The sequence below is a fragment of the Methylophilus sp. DW102 genome, assembly GCF_037076555.1.
GTDB classification, from domain to species: Bacteria; Pseudomonadota; Gammaproteobacteria; order Burkholderiales; family Methylophilaceae; genus Methylophilus; species Methylophilus glucosoxydans.
On sequence record NZ_AP029023.1, the window covers coordinates 2,316,043 to 2,334,532 of the forward strand.

Here is an 18,490-nt window from a genome sequence, read left to right on the forward strand (position 1 = left end):
ATAGAGAGGTAACTGACGAGCAGGCAAAATGCCTGATATGCGGGATTAAAAATACTTGTAAAGATTATTTAGGGGCGATGACCAGGGCATCCTCTTTGGGTTTGACGGTGACGGGCACCGATTGCGGCAAGGTGCTGATAAAACGCTCCAGCTCACTAATTTTGAGCACGGCATTCACTTTGGGCGTCTCTGCTGCAAAGGCCGCATGCACGGGCGGGTTGCGGTAGCGTGATAGCGTATCGGCGACTTCAAACATATCGGCACGGTCAAACACGATGCGGCCACTGATAAAGCTAAAGCTGTCTGCCGCCTGGCGATTGACTTTGTGCGGGGTGCTATTTGGCTCAATCTCGGCCACTTCACCGTTGTGCAGAATCAAGGTGGGGGCGCTGCCATCACTACGCCCGACTTGCACGCGGCCATGATCCACACTGATGCGCACTTTTTTGCTGAGCTGATTGACGGAAAAGCGTGTGCCTAATACGGTGACTTTAGCTTGCGGGGTTTCGACCACGAATGGACGTTGAGCGTCTTTGGTCACCTCGAAGATGGCTTCACCACGGCTGAGTTTGATCAGGCGCTGATGGCGATAGTAGACAATTTCCATGGTCGTGTTGGCATTCGCGGTGATCACCGAGCCGTCCGCCAGGGTTTGTTTGGAGAGCTGTGCCACACTGGTAGTGTGCACCTGCGTCGACAAAGGCAGTGCTTGCCACTGCACATATTGGCTGCGACCGAAAAAGCCCAAGCCTACGCATAGCAGCATGACTGCCAGGCCTGAACCCAGCTTGCTGAGTTTTTTGCGGCGCGCGCTTTGTTCAAAGTATTGCTTTTGCGACATGGCACTAGAAAGCGCCTTGAGCCGCTCGGTCGAGCTAAAGTCTTCCATGGTGGATTCCACCATCTGGTAAGCGGCCTGATGCCTGCGGTCCGTCATCAACCACACTTCAAATGTCGTGCGCTCAGGCGCATCTGGGGCAGCCTCTCGCATGCGCATATACCAGCGCACGGCAGCCTGTCTGATCGCCTCGTCGTGCTTGTGCATCACATTTCAACCAACATGAGCTCACGCGCACTGGTGAGGTCCATAATCGCACGCATCACATGGCGCTCGACCATGTTTTTGCTGATGCCAAGATTGGCAGCAATTTCAGGTTGGGTATACCCTTCAACGCGATACATCCAAAACACCTGGCGGCAGCGCGGTGGCAACTGCTCAAGAATCTGCTGAATCATCTCCAGCCGCTGTTTGATGTCGTTGAGATGTTCCACCGACAAGGCTGGCGCTTCCAGCCACTCGCGGTTAAGCCCCACCTCGGCTTCAAGCGAAATAAAACGCTGCTGGTGGTGATAGCTATCCACGATGAGGTTTTTGGCGATGCTACGCATGTAAGCATGCGGCTCTTGGTCTTTGTTGAGGCTGGTGGAGACGGTATAGCGGATAAATGCATCGTGCAGAATATCTTTAGCCACATGCGGGCAAGCCACCTTAAAGCGGATATAACCGAGCAAGTCGGTATACGCCCACTGCAGATTAATGCCACACCAATGCATTGTTTTTTCCATGCAAAGATTTCGCAAAATTTGTGCCATGCTATTTGAGCGGTAAAAATGGCCGATTCGGGCCTAATCTCACAAAATAGAGTGATTTCAGCCACCACTTTGGCTATAAACAACCAAACAATGTCTTACGCGCTACGTTTGTTTAAACGCATTCCACCGATCAATAACAAGCCACAAGCAAACAACCATGAGGCAGGTGGGGCGGGCACTGCAGCCACACTATCAGGCGTATAAATGACCCAATCGATGGTGAATGAAACATAGTCATCTTTAGAAATATAGCCTTTGAGTGTGCCTGTCTCACCATAAAGCACCTCATATGAGCCATCCGGCAAGTCTTTCAGGTCCTGCAAGTTGAAAGTACCTATGATGGGTAAAGGATCCGCGTACGGGTCAACGGGGACCATGGGATCATATAAATTCAGACTAAAGTCAAAAGTCCCGGAGATGGTCGGATGCCCGCCACTTCTGGTGTAGCTGCCAAACACGATATAAAAAGCATTTTCGGGATCAGACACCAGCTTTATTGCCTCATAGTTAAGCGAGAGTGTATGTCCTGCATTGCTAAAACTCGTGGCATCGACGTAGTAATCCGCATCCACCATGTTATTCATAGCCAAATAACCAGCATAACTTTGCTGGTAGGTTTCAACCTTTGCCTGTGCTTGCAGACTCCCAAGCAATGTACACAGTAATAATCCCTGTTTGATGATTTTTATCATATTGAATCCTTATTTGATTATTGTTTTAGCCCGCTTAAAACACAGCGTGACTAGGCCGAGAGAAAACAACCAAGCCATCTCTGGTTCTGGTATTGGAGGAAAAGGCTCAGGCGTACGAATCTGCCAGTGAATGTTTAAAGTCACATCGCCTTGGTCTGTGATGCCTCCTCCACCTTTACCATATACCCCGGCATCTCCAAATGCCCATGCATATTTGTAAGCGCCCGCGTTGGGTAATACTGAATCCCGGTCCTGATCAAAAAAACCTGAGAGTGATATTCCCTGATCATTTGAAGATAAATAATCGTTCATGGATACATAAAAAAAGAAATTGCCAGAAAACGCACCCAGCGCATCTGTCCTGGTAAACGTCCCACTACTAATAGAACTGAAAGGGTCGTCTGACACCACCTGATAGTACAAAGTCAATGTCGCATCCTTGCTCAACAGCGTAGCCACCTCGTCATAAAAACCAAACTCCGAGCTTTTAACCGAAGGCAAAGTCCCCTTAAAAACCTCTTCAAATGTTTGTAGCTTGGCTTGGGCATGCGGGCTGATCAAAAGCACCATCACTAGCAACATTGTTTTAAGGATGCACGGAATCAGTCGTTGATCGAGATGAAGTGCAAGGCGCACGGAACTTAGAAACCGAGATAGTATGCGGTATACAGCGAGGTTGCGAGTACCGCGCAACGAAGCAATTCGCTCGCGCAGACATTTATTCGGCGAATCCTTAATGGTGTTTGATATCACTATGCTTCTCCCAAAGCTTATGTTTATTTGATTAAACGGTCACCAGCGCTACCACGATTGATCACCACTGACGCCGCTCAATATTCACTTAAAAAAAGACCCTGTACCCACCGGAGGAAAGTGGCAGGTACAGGGGTTGGAGAGCAGACATACCTGTTAGCGAAAGTGAGGGATAAACTTTCTGAGCATGCCTGACTTCATGAAACCGCGCGTTATTCCAGCTTGAACGAGACCGGTATTGTTATTTTGAAGCTCTTCTTTTTCAGGCTCTCTTTAACGCCGAGTTGCGCAATGGCCTTTTTCACCATGCGCATGGCTTCTTCATCGAGGGGGACATGTTTACTGCTATCTGCGACCGTCACATTGACCAACTCACCACGCACAAACTGCGCGACCACCGTGGCCTCGCCTTCGAGGTGACGGCGGATGGCAATGGCCGGATATTGTTTGCTTTTATTTACCAGTGAGCGCAGTTGTTCGCCATAATCCCCCCAGGCATCACTATCACTCGCACTGAGCTCATCAGACTCGGTTGATGCAGCAGCGGTGGCGACTGCGGCAGCGCTGGGCTTGGCATCTTTGGCGGTGTTTTCAGTGCTTGAGTTTGTCGCATGCGGCGCACTCTCGGTCGTATTGCTGGGCGCAGGCGGCGCCGGGCTGGGCTCAACCTTGGCGGGCGGCTGTACAGGCTGCTCTTGCACACGGTAATCTGCGTCATGGCTGTTGGGCGCTGCCAATACCGGCTTGGGTGTCTCTACAGGCGTCACAGGCTTTATCATCGGCTTGGGTTCAGCCTTGGGTGGCTCAGCAGGCTTGGGCGTCTCCACGGGCGGTGACACCTGTTGCACAGCTGGGGCTGGCGCTTTGGTCGAAAAAAACTCAATTTCCATGCGCTCGGGGATGGCAGGCAACTGAATCTGGCTTAATGTTGGATACAGCAACACCACGACCAGATGCAACCCCAGCGAAAGCACAACGGCCCGCCAAAGCAGAGAGTCATGCTGAGCTTGAGGATAAATCAGGGTGGTCATGGCGCGTTACTTTCGTGACTCAGGTGACATCACAAAACTGAACTTGCTGATGCCCGCGCGCTGAATCGCGGCCAGCACTTTGGCCACCACGCCATACTGCGCATGCTCATCGGCATAAATCTCCACCGCCGGGTCATGCTTCTGCTTGAGCACGCCCAGCTCTTTGGTCAAGGTGTCTAGCGGCATGTTTTGCTGGTCCAGAAACACCTCCCCGGCATCGGTCACGCTAATGTGGGCGGTTTTAGGCACAGTCACCGCCACTTCGGCACTGGCCTGCGGCAATTTGACCTTCACCGCGTTCATCAGCAATGGCGCCGTCACAATAAACACCGTCAGCAACACCAGCATCACATCGACCAGCGGCGTCACATTGATTTCGCTGACCAAATCTTCGCTCTCACCATCACTAAACATCGCCATGGCATTAACCCTCTACGCCAGATTGTGTCAGCAAGGACTGAAAACGGCTCGCCACTTGCTCCATATCGGCCCTGTGCACTTTTTGCTTGCGCATAAAATAGTTATAGGCCAACACCGCAGGCACCGCCGTCGCAATGCCAATCGCCGTCGCAATCAACGCCTCACCAATCGGCCCGGCCACCACATCCAAACCGGCAGAGCCCGTCGCTGTGATCGTCTTGAGCGCATTCATAATGCCCCACACCGTGCCAAACAAACCGATAAACGGGGCGGTAGAACCAATGCTAGCCAACACCGCCACGCCGCCATCCATCCGCTTTTGCTCCAGATAAGCCTGTTGCTTGAGCGAGAGCAAAATCACCTCCTGGCGCTCGTTGCGACGCAACACCGAATTCGCCATCACCTCATTCATCGCCCGCATCCCCGCATCACACAAACGTGCAAAGCTGCTGTTACTGTGCGAAATAATGCGCGGCAACTCATAAATGGTTTTCACCTGCTGCCACTCAGACAAAAAACTGTTGGACTCACTGCGCAACTTGAACCACACCCAGCTTTTGACGATGATGATGGACCACACCAGCACCGAGAGCGCACCCAGCAAATACAACACGAGATCAACAATATCAGGCACCAAATCCACAGCTCGCTCCAAAAATAGACTTATCAATAAAAACTGCTCAAATGCAAATTACCGGATCAAGGCCAAGCGCAACCGAAAATTACTACCGCAAAAACCAATCGGGAAAATTCCATACACACAACGGGAATTTTTCACATTTACACCCTCTTACTTGTTTAATCGCTGGCGACGCAAAAAGCCTGACGTCGTTAACATAACTTTACTCAAAGGGCGTCAAATTGATTACTTTGAGAAGTTAATCGGGGGTGAAATGCCAGTTCAGGCTAAACCAGATGCCTCTTGGCGCTCCAGGCGCTATAAAGTTAGTGCTCAACCAATCACTTGAATTATGGTTGTATCCACTCACGCCAATATTTCCGTTGATACTTGGTGAAAAGGGATTGATGCCTAGCCTGCCCGCACTAAAGTATTCCTTATCAAACAAGTTGCTGACGATCATTGTAGCCGTCCACTCTTTTGCTAATTTGTAACTCGTTTGAAAATTAAACGTGGCATAGCCAGGGATTTTTCCAGGATTATTTGTAGGTTGCCTTTGCACTTGAATAAAGCCGCCACCAGGAACGGCAACATTTCGGGTACTAGCAATTCCTTTTTGATGGTCGTTATTTTCATTACCTCGCAAGAAACTATCAGAGTGAGCAACCGCAGTTAAACCAACATTCCACTTATCCGTAATGTCATATGTGAGATTTGCATTAAGGTTGTGCAAAGAAACGCCAGGCATTTTGTCACCTGGATCAACCCTAATAATGCCGTTACCATAGCCATCTAGCTGAAAGGCACTACTGTTGTCCACACTAAACATCAGGAATCTGTCTTGAAAAGTCGCGTCAGTCATTGAGTAGTTCAAGCTTAATTTAGCTTTACCGACCGCACCTGATAAACCGGCCTCCAAGCCACGTCGACGAGTGTTGCCGATGCTGTCAAAAAAACCTTGACCATTACCGACTGAAACAAAATAAATATCGTTTTTGAGATCGGTTTGATAGGCGCCCAAGTTCCATTGCCATTCGCCCCAGAAATTGCCACGCATGCCAATATCGTAGGTAGTCGCACGGATTTGCGGAAGAAATGGATCTCCAGAGAGGGTAGTAGGCAGGCTGCACTGCCTATTTTCTGCAAGGCTTTTCGGCATAATTAACCCACCTTTCTGCACGGGTGTTTTGTCAAAGGCACAACCAAGCTCAATAACACTTGGCGTTCTGGTGCCTTGAGCAAAATTTGAATAAAGGTTGAGAGTCGGTAAGACCTGCCAGGACACGCCCAAGGATGGATTAAATGAGTAATAACTTAATTTTTCAGTTTCAGCTGGATCTAACTGGCTGGAGAGGTCAGGCTTACGATAGCCTTGTACATAGTTTTGGCAATCAGCGTCACTGGTACAAGTATCCCAAGTTCTTGGCAAATTAAGCACTTCATCGTAACGGAACGAACCCTCACCATACCGTGTTGCCATGGTATTTTTAACTCTAGTCTGGTTGTATCTGCCTGCGGTACTGATATGCAATGTTTCTATTGGACTCCAGGTTTCACTAAAATAAATACTCTTAGTGGTATTGGTACCATTAAAATCATTATTACTAATCGCTTGGTCAGCAGCGGTAAACATGGGATGAATTTGATCCGGCGCCAGATAAGCATTCCTGTTTGCATCCAATAACCCTAATTGTTGAGAGTTTGTATAACTGGCTTTGGCAGCATCAATAGAAGCCCCCACCATAAATTTATGATGTTCAAGATTCCAGTTAAGCTGGATCGATCCACCATCAGTGGTCTGTTCAATTCGGTTATCAGTGAATACTGCCGTCGGGGTATACCGTTTTTCACCGGTATTCGGATCAATTTCATAAATCACACCGCCACTTCCGTCATAAGCACCATCCAAAGTGACATAGTTTCCATTCGGACCTTTGTACATATATGGCCTTAGCGCAGATGGATTTGACGCTTCATTACCATTGGCGGGCTGTGCAGCTTGACATGCTGTGTTGTTAACAGGCGATACAAAGATCACATAATTCTTTGTAAGTGTGTTAGTTGTCACACCATTCAACGTGGTCTGAACAGTTTTATAGAAGAAGTTATTTGTCGCGTTAAAAACATCCAACTGACCATCGCCCACACTTGGAGGGACAAACCCATCAGTCTGAGCTGACAAAAAATAGCTGACCTCACCAAAAGTCTCAGGTGAGGCATCGCCTACAGTGGGCGTTGGTTTCGCCTTGTCCTGTAAGTATAGTTTTCCACCAGCGGCACCCAAGGTAAAATATGTTTCTTTAAGGGCTTGTGCAAACTGTGACGGCAACTCAGAGTTAAATGTAAGATTTGGTGTATTTGATGGGATTTGGCTAGGGTCTGTGATTCCGCTATTTACAAATGAATCACCGTAAAAACCACCGTCTACAAAATTTGGATCTGCATTAGTGACGTCAACACTAAGTACATAATAATCTAGCAGCCCCGTGCCAGAACTGCTCTTATGTAGACACGTATATTGCGCTCCAGCTAATGGTATCTTGCGGGCATAGCCGAACTCTAGCTGATCAAGAGTCCGATCAGCCATGTAAACATCGGCCCCTTTTTGGTGTCGATCACTGTTTCTGCGATAAACCTGCCCAGTGATTGTAAAATTATCACTCACAAAATAACTGCTACTCAGTTGAAACTGTCCAAGCTTGTTCTTTGTTCTATCAGGAGCGGTAAAAGTCCCCTTCCGATCTTGATCGTACATTTCACTGGGATAAAGCCCATTGCCGACTAAATTGGTTTGAACCAATAAACTACTTAAATTCAGATCAAGCTTATCGCCTCTGTAACTTGCTTTACTAAAAAGCTGATTCACCTTGCTAGGGGAATTCTGACGCCAGCCATCCTCCAAAAAAAAGTTTCCGGCAGCAAAAAGACCTACTGTACCGTTATTCCAACCACCTTCTACTTGTAATTGCTTACGTCCAAAAGAGCCTGTCAATACCTCGGCATCAGCACCTGCATTATTGAAGCCATCCTTCGTTTTCAAGGAAAAAGCTCCACCCAGAGTATTTAAACCAAAGATAGGGTTAGATCCTGGGAATACATCCACGCTTGCCAAAGCATTCATGGGAATCATGTCCCAGTTAACAATATCGCCAAATGGCTCATTGACTCGAATACCATCAATAAAAACGCTTAAACCTTGCGGCGTGCCAATTTGCGGACCAGCAGTAAAGCCTCGATACTGCACATCCATCTGAAATGGGTTGCCTTGATAATCATTGACCGTCACTGACTGAAGCTTGCGGTTCATGAGGTCGGTGATACTTAGAGAATGCGCCTCTTTAATTTCCTTGGCGGAAATACTTTGTACGTTGCCGGGGATTTCTTCTTTGGTGAGACCTAAACCAGGTAAGGGGCCAACTTCGTAAAAGCGTTTAGCCCGAACCTCAATGCCTTCCAGTTTGAGTGCTTTATCTTCTTTTTCTGGTGCGCCGGGGATAGGTTTGGCTTTGGGTGCAGCGCGGCGGAGTTGGTAGCGGCCGGATTTGTCTTGCACGACTTCTAGGCCGCTGTCTTTGAGCAATGCCTCAAAGCCTTCTTGCACGCCGTATTGGCCTTTGAGCGCTGGGCTGCGTTTGCCTTGGGTGAGGATGGGGTCAAAGCCGAGCAGGATGCCGGATTCGGCGGCGTAGTCGGGCAAGGTGTCGCTTAAGTCCCCGGCCGGGATTTGATAGCTCTTTTTAGGCAGGCTCACATTGAGTGTTTCTGCCTGTGCCTGCCAGGCAGAGAGCACCATGCTCAGGCCAAGCGCGAGCCAATGGGGTGTTGTGTATCCTGATGCGGTTTTATTTTTCATGTGGGTAAGCACTTTCTGCATACGCATAATCTGTGTGATTACTGCTATGCCGAACGAGAAATAAAAACCGGAAGATAAAATTGCGTTTTTTTAAAAAAACCTGCAAAGACCGCATGCGCGAACAGGTTGTGAAGCGCTCCTCCACGACGGCATTGCGGGCTAGGCAGGACTGAGGGTGGTCCAGAAGCGTGTGAAGCGCTCGACTTTGACGGGCAGGGTTTGCTCCAGGGTTTGCAAAATGGCGGGGATATCGTTGAGCGGGAACGAGCCGGAGATTTGCAAGTCGGCCACGGCCAGGTCGCAGCGCAACACGCCGGACTGGTAGCGTGAGAGTTCTGCGGCAAAGTCTTGCAGGCGCATGGCGTAGACCACGATAAGGCCATTGACCCAAGCCATTTCGGTGGCTTTGAGTTTGGTTTTGGCATAGACCTGATTGGCGGAGAAGACCACAGACTCACGGGCGTTGACGCGCACCGGGGATTGTTTGCGGCCAAGCGCACGCACATCGACCATGCCGTCAAAGACACTCACTTTGGTGTAGTCGCGTTGCTGCTGTTGCCACTCGCGCACACTAAAACGTGTGCCCAGCGCAGTGGCCATCCCTTGTTTGGTCACCACGCTGAATGGGCGATAAATGCGCAGGTTTTCGAGGGCAGTTTCAACCAGGATTTCGCCTCGTACCAGCTCAACAATCCGGTCAGTATTGCTATAGACCACGTTAATGGCAGAGTGGGTATTGAGGTGCACCAGCGTGCCATCTTCGAGCGTTAACTGGCGGCGTTCGCCGACCTCGGTGCTGATGTCGGCCAGCATGCCGCGCCAGGGTTGTTCGCGGTAGGCATAATAGCCACTGCCGCTGACCATGAGCAGCAGAATCAGCTGCTTGAGCAGGCGTCTGCGCTCGGCCGAAGGCGGTGCCTGCAGCGTGGCGAGTGCCAGCGAACCGGGGACTTTGCCAAAGTAAAGCTGCACGCGTTCAATTTGTTGCCAGGCACGGCTGTGTTCTTCATCGGCTTCCAGCCAGGTTTGCCAGGCGCGTTTGGCTTTTTCATCCATCTCGCCTGAGAGCCAACGCGCATACCAGTCGCTGGCTTGCTGCATAGCCGGGGTGACTTGTTGTGCGAGTTCAGGCCGCATGCGGAGGCTCTTGCAACAGCGTCATGCATTGCAGCATGGCGGTAGAAACATAACTGCCAACGGTGCGCACGGAGACGCCCAGACGCTCGGAAATTTGCGGATAGCTGGCACCTTCGAGCTGGGCCAGCAAAAACGCGGTGCGGGTTTTGTGCGGCAAGCCATCGAGCATGATATCGAGCCGTACCAGCAGCTCGAGCATGATGGCGCGCGTTTCTGGCGAGCCAACTTCAGCCGGGGCCATGTAGGCCAGTGCTTCGAGGTAGGCACGTTCAAGATCACGGCGGCGCACATGGTCTACCATCAGGCCATGCGCGACGCGGCTCAGGTAGGCACGTGGCTCGTTTAATACCGGCAGCTCGTGTTTGAGCAACAGATTGACAAAGGTGTCTTGCGTGAGGTCTGCCGCCCAGTTGGGGCAACCCAGGCGCTTTTGTATCCAGGCGCGCAACCACGCATGGTGCTCAAGGTAGAGCCCTCGAATCAAGCCTTGCGGGTTAGATAACTGACTGGACATGGCAACTCTCTTATCGGTGTTTAGGTCTATGAGTGGCAATATTAATGCCAGCCAGCTAACAAATTGAATTGATTGGTTTTTTCAATAATTCCCGGTTGTAAAACTGGCTGCACGCAACCAAATAAAATCGTTTACAACCACCAGTTAAATCAACTTCAGTGCTAAAAGCTTAAAGCGCATTACGGCCACTGATGGGTTGTGGCAGATAGACAAAATACCATTCACCGTAATAGCGCTTGTCATTGAGATGCTGCAACTCGCCGCGGTAGCCTTTGCTTTTAAAAGGCACTTTGTCCGACAGGCTGTATATGCCCATAATGCCGCCACTCGGCGCTTCGACGATGCCCCAGCCTTCACGCTGCGTGATCGGGTCCTGATAGGGTTTGCGTAGATGCCGGCGCGGCGACGGGAAGCGCTCATCGTTGTACAAAGCCTCCAGCGTCGGTGGAAAAGTTTTAATCACACCCGGCGTCTGGTTGTAATACCGCCCAATAGCATCGCGGTAGGCCAGGCCGACTTTGATCAATTCCTGCTCACGCTCGCGCATTACCTGCGTCTGCCAGCGTGTGGCAGCCTCCGACAAGATCAGGCCGCTCAGCATGATCAGCATAAACATGCCGATCAGGATAAAGCCCTGCGCTCGCCTACCACAAGGCATACGGGGTCCCGTCCTCTGCCAGCAGTGCCGAGCCGCTATGCACATCAAACACACTGCCCTGCTCGTCGATATTGGGCGGCAGTGTAATCACCCAGGTATCGGCACGCTCGGTGATCGGGTCGGGTGGCACAGACTTGAGGTATTGCCGCTCGACCAGTTCGTCCAGCGTTTCCGGGTAACGGTTTTTGTCGTTATAAAACTTGTCGATGGCGTCACGCATGGTGACCAGGTCATGACGCAAAGTGGTCTCTTTGGCGCGCTGCAACATGTGCATAAAGCGTGGCGACACGATGGTCAGCAACATGGCCAGAATCGCCAACACCACCAACATCTCGATCAAGGTAAATCCACGTTTCATTGCCTACCACTCGCTGTAAGGTTGCTGGTTGATGCCAATGGCTGTTGAGCGCGACGAAACGTCGTAGACATCCTTGGCCATGTCGTCGATGGCACCATCATAGGCACGGATACGCCAGGTATCGGCATTGCTGAGCTGTTGGTCGGTGGCAAACGGGTCACGCGGGATGCGGCGTAAAAAAAACATTTTTTTCTTTTTGGTATCCTGGGCATTTTCGACGCCAGTGACAAGGATAGCCAGGTTCGGCGGATAGCCACTGCTCTCTGCGGTTTTTTTAATCAGTCCCTGGTCCACTGCATCTTTATAGGCATCAATAGCGTCGCGGATTTGCCACAAGGCGCGCTTGAGTTCGCGCTCTTTTTCGCGCTTGCCGTTGAGTTGCACCACCGGACTGGCCGCCGTCACCAGCAACGCCAGCAATACCAGCGTCACCAGCAGCTCGACCAGGGTGAAGCCCTTGCTGCGTTTGGCGTGGGCGGGGTTGGCAGAAAACAGTCGCAACGCAAACATGGTCAACCTATCTCAATGCCATCAGGGCTGCACCGCGCCACCATCGGTGCTGTTCATCATCTGGTTGGCAAAGCCGCTGTCATTACGCACATTGCTGTTTTGTGTGCTTTGTGGTGTCACCACGGGCGCAGCGGGCGGCGCGGTGTCTACCGCTTGCACCGTACGCGCGCCGCCTGCCCCGACCGGATTCGCCGTCGCCGCCACCCCGGATGGAATCAGGCTGTACACCGCATTGGCCGGGCTCAGGTTGTGCATGATGCGCGGCGTGATGAGCAGCACAATTTCGTTTTTACGCTTGTCCTGGTTGTTGTTGCTGAACAGCCTGCCGATCAAGGGCAAATTGGCCAGTCCAGGCACTTTACGCTGGGTGCGCTGCTCATCATCGCGGAACAGGCCCGCCAGGATTTGGGTTTCGTTATTGCGCAATTGCAGGGTGGTATTGGCGTTACGGCTGCCGATGGTGTAAGCCAGTACACCGGAGCTGGTGGTGACCTGGTCAGTAATATTGCTGACCTCCATGCCGACCTTGATGCTGACCTGGTCCTGCATCTGGATCACGGGCTCCACATCGAGCTTGATGCCGACCTCGATATAATTCACGTTCTGGCTGACAAAGCCTTGCGCACTGGCGACACTGGTCAGCACCGGGATCTTGTCACCGACATGAATCTTGGCACGGTCACGGTTCTTGACGCGGATTTTGGGACTGGCCAACAAATTGGTGTCGGTATCCTGATGCAACAAATTCAGCACCACAGCCGGATCGTTGATGGAAAACACGCCCAGCTTGCCGTTAAAGTTGCGCAATTCGGTCAGCGTTAATTTGCCCGCCTGTGGCTGCGTGCCACTCGTGCTGCCCGCAGCATTGCCCTGCACACCCACCCCAATCTGGCTGGGATACTGGATGCCCAGGTTTTCCAGGTTACGGCGGTTGATCTCCATCACTTCCACCTCCAGCATGACTTCCGGCTCATTGAGGTCTTGCGAGGCAATCAGTTTTTCGGCCACCTTGATGCGGTCCAGGGTGTCACGGATCACCAGCGTATTGAGCTTTTCATCCATATACACATCGCTGGCGCGCAACACGGTTTTCATCATATTGAGCGCGCGCTTGGCATCCATGTGCGTCAGGTAAAAACTGCGCACAAACAGCTCTTCATATTGCGCCGCACGCGATTGCGGGTAAATCAGCAAGGTATTGCTGTTGAGGATTTTTTTGCCTAGCTGGTGGCTTGTCAAGATCACCTCCAGCGCCTGTTCAATCGGTGTATCCCGCAGCAGCACATTGACGCGGATGCCATCACTGAGCTCCTGGTCAAACGAGAAATTCAAATCACCGGCCTTGCCCAGATATTCAAACGCCTGCTTGATCGGAGCGTTTTTAAGCTCCAGTGTCACCTTCTTTTTGAGCGATGACTGCAACGGCCGCACCACACTGCTACGCTCGTTTTTCTTTTGTTCCAGCTGTTCAAATAACTGACGCGCTTCCGGCTGCGCAGGTTGCTCGGCCAATACGGTGCGCAAGCCAAACTCGGCACCGGCCCAATCCTCGGCCGCAATCGCGCTTTTAACCTGCATTAATTGCTGGTCGTGCTGGCGGGCTTGCGTGACTTTTTGCAAGCCATCACTGGCCGCGCGGTTATTCGGTGCTGCTTGCAACACTTGTTCATATCCCGTCATGGCGGCATCGTATTGTTTGGCCTGCAACAAGCTATCAGCTTCCTGCAATTGCTTTTGCAGTTTTTTCTCCTGCAGCAAACTGAGCCAGTTTTTATATTGCGGCTGGCGTGGGTTTGCCTCTACCAGTGGCTGCAACAGCCGGATCGCTTCGTCATCCTGGCCACGCGCGGCGTAGAGCCGTGCTTGCTCCAAGGCCGCATCGCCATTTTTTTCAGCCGCTTGCCAGTGACTGCAACTGAGCAATAATAGCGGGCTGCCGAGTAGCCACATCCAACGCCAGCCTGTTTGTTTCATCTGTTTGCTCAAAGCATTCCCCCATTTTCCAGCATCATTTCAAAGCGCTCTCCGGCATGTTGCAGCACCAGCCTGTGCTGATCCAGCCGCGTGACCCGCCACCCCTCGGCAAACCGGTCACCTTCACGCACCACATATTGTTGTTGTCCATCACTTAAAAACACCTGCCAGCGGCCTTCTTGCAGCAGGCGGCCGGCATAGGTATACGGGTTGACCGGCCCAGCTGCGGCTAACGCTTCTGCAGGCACTGCTGGCGGCGGGAGTGCCGCAAACAGGTTGACTACCGGTTCATCCATTTTTGCTTCATCGCTAGTCGGCGTATCCATCTTTGCCTTATCTCGCCCCGGGATGTCTGCATTCAACGCAGGCGGCAAGCCTGTGGCGGGTTGCGCATCGGTCAGCGCGGCATGTAATGCAGGCAGCGCCTGCGACAAAGGTTTGCGCTGCTTGGCCGCCCCAACTGGCATGGCAGTCGCAGTGACCGGCGTGGGCGCGGTCTCGGTGTCAGACTGGCTCACCCACCAGCAGGCAAACAAGGTCATGGCAAGCGCGGCCACTAAGCCGATTTGCCGGTTCATGCTGGCCTCCGTTTGCGCGTATACAGATTGAATTCAATATAGACCTCCAGCCCGGCTTGCTGCACATCGGTGCGTTGCAGCTTGCATTGCGTCAGCGCCAGGCTGGGGTAGCGTTGCAAAACCAGCGCCAGAAAATGCCGCAGTTGCACATAATCGCCACTCAAAGGCAGCTTGATGCGCTGCACATATAAATCACTTTGCGCAGTCGCGCCGGATTGAAACTCGGCGCGCTCAAACACCATGCCCATGGCATCGGCCAGGGCCAGAATCTCGGCACTGACGCGGTCGGCGTCTTCTTCACTTGGCCATTGTGCCAACACTGGCATGGGCTGCGGTAAGGTCTGATTGGCTGAGGACGTGGACGGCCTGGCCGTTTGCGTCTGGGGGCCATGCCCGGCCGCTGGTGCACGCAATCGCTGTTGCCAGTCTTGCTGCAGCCACCAGGCTTGCGCCAGCATGATCACCACTGCCAGCGTCAATGCCAGCAGGCCTAGTAACCAGGGTTGACGCCAGGGGCTGTGCTGCCAGGCAAACTGCAGGCGTGCCCACACGCGGCTCAGAACCTCGCTACCATTACGCCCAGAATTTAAAATTGCCATGCGGCCTCCAGTTGCAAGCTGGTCATGCGCTCGCCATTGACCTCGGTGCTTTCGCTGCTATTGAGTTTGACGGCCGCCAGCGAGGCTTGCTGACGCAAACGCTCGACCAGGGCCCAGCCCTGCTGGCGTTTGTGTGCGAGCACCGTCATCCTGACCAGTTTGCGCTTGGCATCGGGTGCCAGCTGCATCCAGTAGAGCTCAGCCTGTTGCGCGCGTTCGAGGTCATGCAGCAAAGGCAACCACGGCGTGGCAATCTGCGCCTGCGCCTGCGTCAACTCGGCCTGCAAGGCCGGGCTAATAGGCGCAAGCTGCACCACCGTGGCTGGGCGGCTGGCAGACTGCCTGGCCAGCCACTGCTGCTGCAAAGCCTGATTTTGCTGGTTAAGGTGCTGATAAAGCGGTACCAGCACCAGCAATAGCAACAGCGAGATCAGGCCGAGCGCACAAGCGACCGGGCCAGGCAGACGACCGGCGGCATGATTAAAGTCCAAAATTGGCATGGCGGCACGCATCAGGCCAGACTCCACATCGGCTGGCCCGCTGGCTCAGTCGTAGGTAAAACAATGACGTTAAACGGCGAGAAATCTTCTGGGCGCAGACCTGCGAGTGCGGTCTGCGCCAGATAAACCGGCAACTGCGCCCGCTCAGGATGCAGGGCCTGCTCGCGCAACAACACCTGGCGCAAGGTATGCCGCCAATCGCTCTCAGGGGAATGGCGGTCTACGGGCAACGTGCGGATCTGCTGCCAGGCACCGTGTTGCAGGCAAGCCAGTGTCAGGCTGGTTGACTCACGGCAGACGATCCAGCCAGCCGCTTCACTGCCCTGCTTTCGCATCCACGTCAGGCTTTGGTTAGCCGAAAGTTGCCAGGCTGGCAGCAGTTGGCCGATAGGCAATCCTGCCGCATCGAACTCGCGATGTAACTGCGTCGGCAAGTCCTCGGCAATCGCATTGATCAAAAATGGCTTGCCATAGCCCGGGCACTGGCTACGTAGCTGCGATGGCTGCGTCTGAGACCCAAACGCCTGCTGCAACCCATGAGCAAAATAGGCTTGCTGATCCGCACGGCTACGGATCTGATCTTGCCAGGGTAAGGCCAGCCAGCGCACAAATTGATTAGAGAGCACGACCACCACATGCCAGCGTTGCCCGGCATAGGTTGATAACACCAGGCGCAAGGTCTCCCACAATGGCGCAGATGGGGATGCTGCATGGGCATCACTGTGATCATCCACCGTATGCACCGTGTGTTGCAGGCATTGCGCAGCGCCACCAAATCGTCCGCGCCGAGAGCACTCAAAGGCGACAATGCGGTCATGCGTGATCACTATGCGCAACTCTGGCGCAGTGTAGGCTTGCCACCAGCGGCGGCTGGCGGCGGCATGGCAATCGACGCCGGGCTCAGGCCAATGATGTAACACGGTTAATCTCCTGCAAGGTCGTTTCGCCCGCGGCCACCAGGGCCAGCCCGGATTCACGCATGGAACGGGTGCCGGTGGTGGCTGCCAGTGCCTTGATCTGGCTGATGGGGGCTTTGGATACGATGAGCTCGCGCATGCGGTCATCAAACAACAATAATTCAGCAATGCCCTTACGGCCCTTGTAACCGCTGCCGTGACACTGGCCACAGCCCTGGCCTTTTTTAAACTGGTAATGACTGGCGGTGGCCGGTGTGAGGCCAGATTTAGTCAGCAAGGCGGCATCAGGGTGGTCGTCCACCTTGCAATACGGGCAAATCACGCGGATCAGGCGCTGCGCCAGAATCACATTGACCGCTGAGACAAAGCTGTAGGCATCAACGCCCATATTGGTAAAGCGGCCGATCACATCAAACACATTATTGGCATGCACCGTGGTCAGTACCAAATGCCCGGTCAGCGCCGATTGCACGGCAATTTGGGCGGTTTCGCCATCGCGGATTTCGCCCACCATGATTTTGTCCGGGTCATGCCGCAAAATCGAGCGCAAGCCACGGGCAAAGGTCAGGCCTTTTTTCTCATTGACCGGAATTTGCAAGACCCCGGGCAGCTGGTATTCCACCGGATCTTCAATGGTGATGATCTTGTCCTGGCCCTGATTGATCTCGGAGATCATGCCGTAAAGCGTGGTGGTTTTACCGCTGCCGGTGGGGCCGGTCACCAGTAACATGCCATACGGCGCCTCGGCCTGGGCGCGGATTTGCGCCAGCAAGGCCGGGGCAAATCCAAGGACTTCCAGGCTGATGCCCTGCGCCTCGCTGAGGGCTTTGCGGTCGAGCACGCGCAACACCGCATCCTCGCCCAGCACACTGGGCATGATGGAGACACGCAAGTCAATGTCGCGGCCCAGGGCATGCACCTTGCAGCGTCCATCTTGCGGAATACGGCGCTCCGCAATATCGAGCTCGGACATGACCTTGATGCGCGAAATGGCCTGCTCGGCCTGCATCACGCCATTCAAACCACCGACTTCGGTGAGCACGCCGTCAATGCGGTATTTGACACGCAAGCCTTGCAGCGTTGATTCGAGATGGATATCACTGGCCCCGGCCTTGAGCGCGTCGTACAAGGTAGAGCGGACAAAACGCACCACCGGGCTACTGTCTTCGCTGATGGATTTGAGCGAGAGCTCTTCCACCGGCGCCTCTTCTTCATGGCTGGTAGCATCACCCGCATGCACCTGATCCATCGCCCGCATTTGCGCCTCGTGAAACTGCAAACAGGCCGCAATATCATTGCGATGCGCCAGTGACCACTGCACCGGTTGCCGCACCAGATGCTGCAAGCGTACCTGCAAGGCCTCGTCAAACGGGTCGGCCATCAGCATATGCAAAGACTGATCCTCCGCTTGCATCAGGATCACGTGCCAGGCATTGGCGTCATTGAGGCCCAAGGTGTCAAACATGGGCTGCATGGCATGCATGGCCAGCGCGGTCTTGACCGGATAGTGCAGCCAGCGGCCCAAGGCCTCGACAAAGGCATCGGCGGCCAAGCCACTCAGTGATTCCAGCACCTCGACCAGCGGCCGGCCGCTTTGCGCGGCCAATAGTCGCGCCTGCTGCAGCAAGTCGCCGGACAACACGGGGGCCTCGCCCAGGGGCTGCTCCAACATGGATAAATCCTGCATATTCATTTTAAGCTTGCATCCCGTCTACAACCTCTATCCTCTGACACGACCATCCTCTACCACGCCTACTAAACCGCACCTCTTTTTTGGGTGTTCA

Annotated in this window: 19 protein-coding genes; all 19 read right to left on the reverse strand. The window is 53.2% G+C overall.

Translation table 11 applies throughout. The features are described 5' to 3' along the window. Window positions 1–64: 64 nt before the first annotated feature. A complete protein-coding gene (locus AACH41_RS10910; protein WP_338655046.1) occupies window positions 65–1,045 on the reverse strand; it encodes a FecR domain-containing protein in 981 nt (326 codons plus the stop codon). After that, entirely contained in the window at window positions 1,045–1,554 is a 510-nt protein-coding gene (locus AACH41_RS10915; RefSeq protein WP_338655048.1) for a sigma-70 family RNA polymerase sigma factor, read from the reverse strand. The genes AACH41_RS10910 and AACH41_RS10915 overlap by 1 nt, the downstream gene beginning before the upstream one ends. 134 nt (window positions 1,555–1,688) lie before the next feature. Further along, entirely contained in the window at window positions 1,689–2,285 is a 597-nt protein-coding gene (locus tag AACH41_RS10920) for a hypothetical protein (protein ID WP_338655050.1), read from the reverse strand. A 9-nt stretch (window positions 2,286–2,294) separates the two neighbouring features. Continuing rightward, window positions 2,295–2,855: a hypothetical protein gene (locus AACH41_RS10925; RefSeq protein ID WP_338655051.1), complete on the reverse strand. Its 561-nt coding sequence runs from the start codon at window positions 2,853–2,855 to the stop codon at window positions 2,295–2,297. A gap of 395 nt (window positions 2,856–3,250) precedes the next feature. Continuing rightward, window positions 3,251–4,069 carry a TonB family protein gene (locus tag AACH41_RS10930; protein ID WP_338655052.1) on the reverse strand — a complete coding sequence of 273 codons (819 nt, stop codon included), beginning with the start codon at window positions 4,067–4,069 and terminating at the stop codon, window positions 3,251–3,253. A 6-nt stretch (window positions 4,070–4,075) separates the two neighbouring features. Continuing rightward, window positions 4,076–4,489: a biopolymer transporter ExbD gene (locus AACH41_RS10935; RefSeq protein ID WP_194748521.1), complete on the reverse strand. Its 414-nt coding sequence runs from the start codon at window positions 4,487–4,489 to the stop codon at window positions 4,076–4,078. A gap of 4 nt (window positions 4,490–4,493) precedes the next feature. Beyond that, complete coding sequence (locus AACH41_RS10940; protein WP_313986782.1) at window positions 4,494–5,132, reverse strand: MotA/TolQ/ExbB proton channel family protein; 639 nt, start codon at window positions 5,130–5,132, stop codon at window positions 4,494–4,496. A 235-nt stretch (window positions 5,133–5,367) separates the two neighbouring features. After that, window positions 5,368–8,961, reverse strand: coding sequence for a TonB-dependent receptor (locus AACH41_RS10945; protein ID WP_338655055.1), 3,594 nt, complete (start codon window positions 8,959–8,961; stop codon window positions 5,368–5,370). A 159-nt stretch (window positions 8,962–9,120) separates the two neighbouring features. Further along, the gene (locus AACH41_RS10950; RefSeq protein WP_338655057.1) at window positions 9,121–10,098 is read right to left on the reverse strand and encodes a FecR domain-containing protein; all 978 of its coding nucleotides are present in this window, start codon (window positions 10,096–10,098) and stop codon (window positions 9,121–9,123) included. Next, complete coding sequence (locus AACH41_RS10955; RefSeq protein ID WP_275356135.1) at window positions 10,088–10,612, reverse strand: sigma-70 family RNA polymerase sigma factor; 525 nt, start codon at window positions 10,610–10,612, stop codon at window positions 10,088–10,090. The genes AACH41_RS10950 and AACH41_RS10955 overlap by 11 nt, the downstream gene beginning before the upstream one ends. A 169-nt stretch (window positions 10,613–10,781) precedes the next feature. Beyond that, a complete protein-coding gene (locus AACH41_RS10960) occupies window positions 10,782–11,270 on the reverse strand; it encodes a type II secretion system protein (protein WP_313986792.1) in 489 nt (162 codons plus the stop codon). Further along, window positions 11,257–11,628 (reverse strand): prepilin-type N-terminal cleavage/methylation domain-containing protein, encoded by a 372-nt coding sequence (locus tag AACH41_RS10965; RefSeq protein ID WP_194748526.1) that lies wholly within the window; start codon window positions 11,626–11,628, stop codon window positions 11,257–11,259. Before AACH41_RS10965 ends, AACH41_RS10960 begins: the two co-directional genes overlap by 14 nt. A 3-nt stretch (window positions 11,629–11,631) precedes the next feature. Further along, complete coding sequence (locus AACH41_RS10970) at window positions 11,632–12,138, reverse strand: prepilin-type N-terminal cleavage/methylation domain-containing protein (protein ID WP_313986796.1); 507 nt, start codon at window positions 12,136–12,138, stop codon at window positions 11,632–11,634. A gap of 21 nt (window positions 12,139–12,159) precedes the next feature. Further along, on the reverse strand, window positions 12,160–14,112 hold the full coding sequence (locus AACH41_RS10975; protein WP_338655061.1) for a type II and III secretion system protein: 1,953 nt from the start codon (window positions 14,110–14,112) through the stop codon (window positions 12,160–12,162). Between the two features lie 8 nt (window positions 14,113–14,120). Continuing rightward, window positions 14,121–14,690 (reverse strand): hypothetical protein, encoded by a 570-nt coding sequence (locus AACH41_RS10980; RefSeq protein ID WP_338655063.1) that lies wholly within the window; start codon window positions 14,688–14,690, stop codon window positions 14,121–14,123. Continuing rightward, on the reverse strand, window positions 14,687–15,289 hold the full coding sequence (locus AACH41_RS10985) for a hypothetical protein (protein ID WP_338655065.1): 603 nt from the start codon (window positions 15,287–15,289) through the stop codon (window positions 14,687–14,689). Before AACH41_RS10985 ends, AACH41_RS10980 begins: the two co-directional genes overlap by 4 nt. Then, entirely contained in the window at window positions 15,277–15,789 is a 513-nt protein-coding gene (locus tag AACH41_RS10990; protein WP_338655067.1) for a hypothetical protein, read from the reverse strand. Before AACH41_RS10990 ends, AACH41_RS10985 begins: the two co-directional genes overlap by 13 nt. 11 nt (window positions 15,790–15,800) lie before the next feature. Next, complete coding sequence (locus tag AACH41_RS10995; RefSeq protein ID WP_338655069.1) at window positions 15,801–16,709, reverse strand: hypothetical protein; 909 nt, start codon at window positions 16,707–16,709, stop codon at window positions 15,801–15,803. Further along, window positions 16,690–18,378 carry a GspE/PulE family protein gene (locus AACH41_RS11000; RefSeq protein WP_228518812.1) on the reverse strand — a complete coding sequence of 563 codons (1,689 nt, stop codon included), beginning with the start codon at window positions 18,376–18,378 and terminating at the stop codon, window positions 16,690–16,692. The genes AACH41_RS10995 and AACH41_RS11000 overlap by 20 nt, the downstream gene beginning before the upstream one ends. Window positions 18,379–18,490 lie beyond the last annotated feature (112 nt).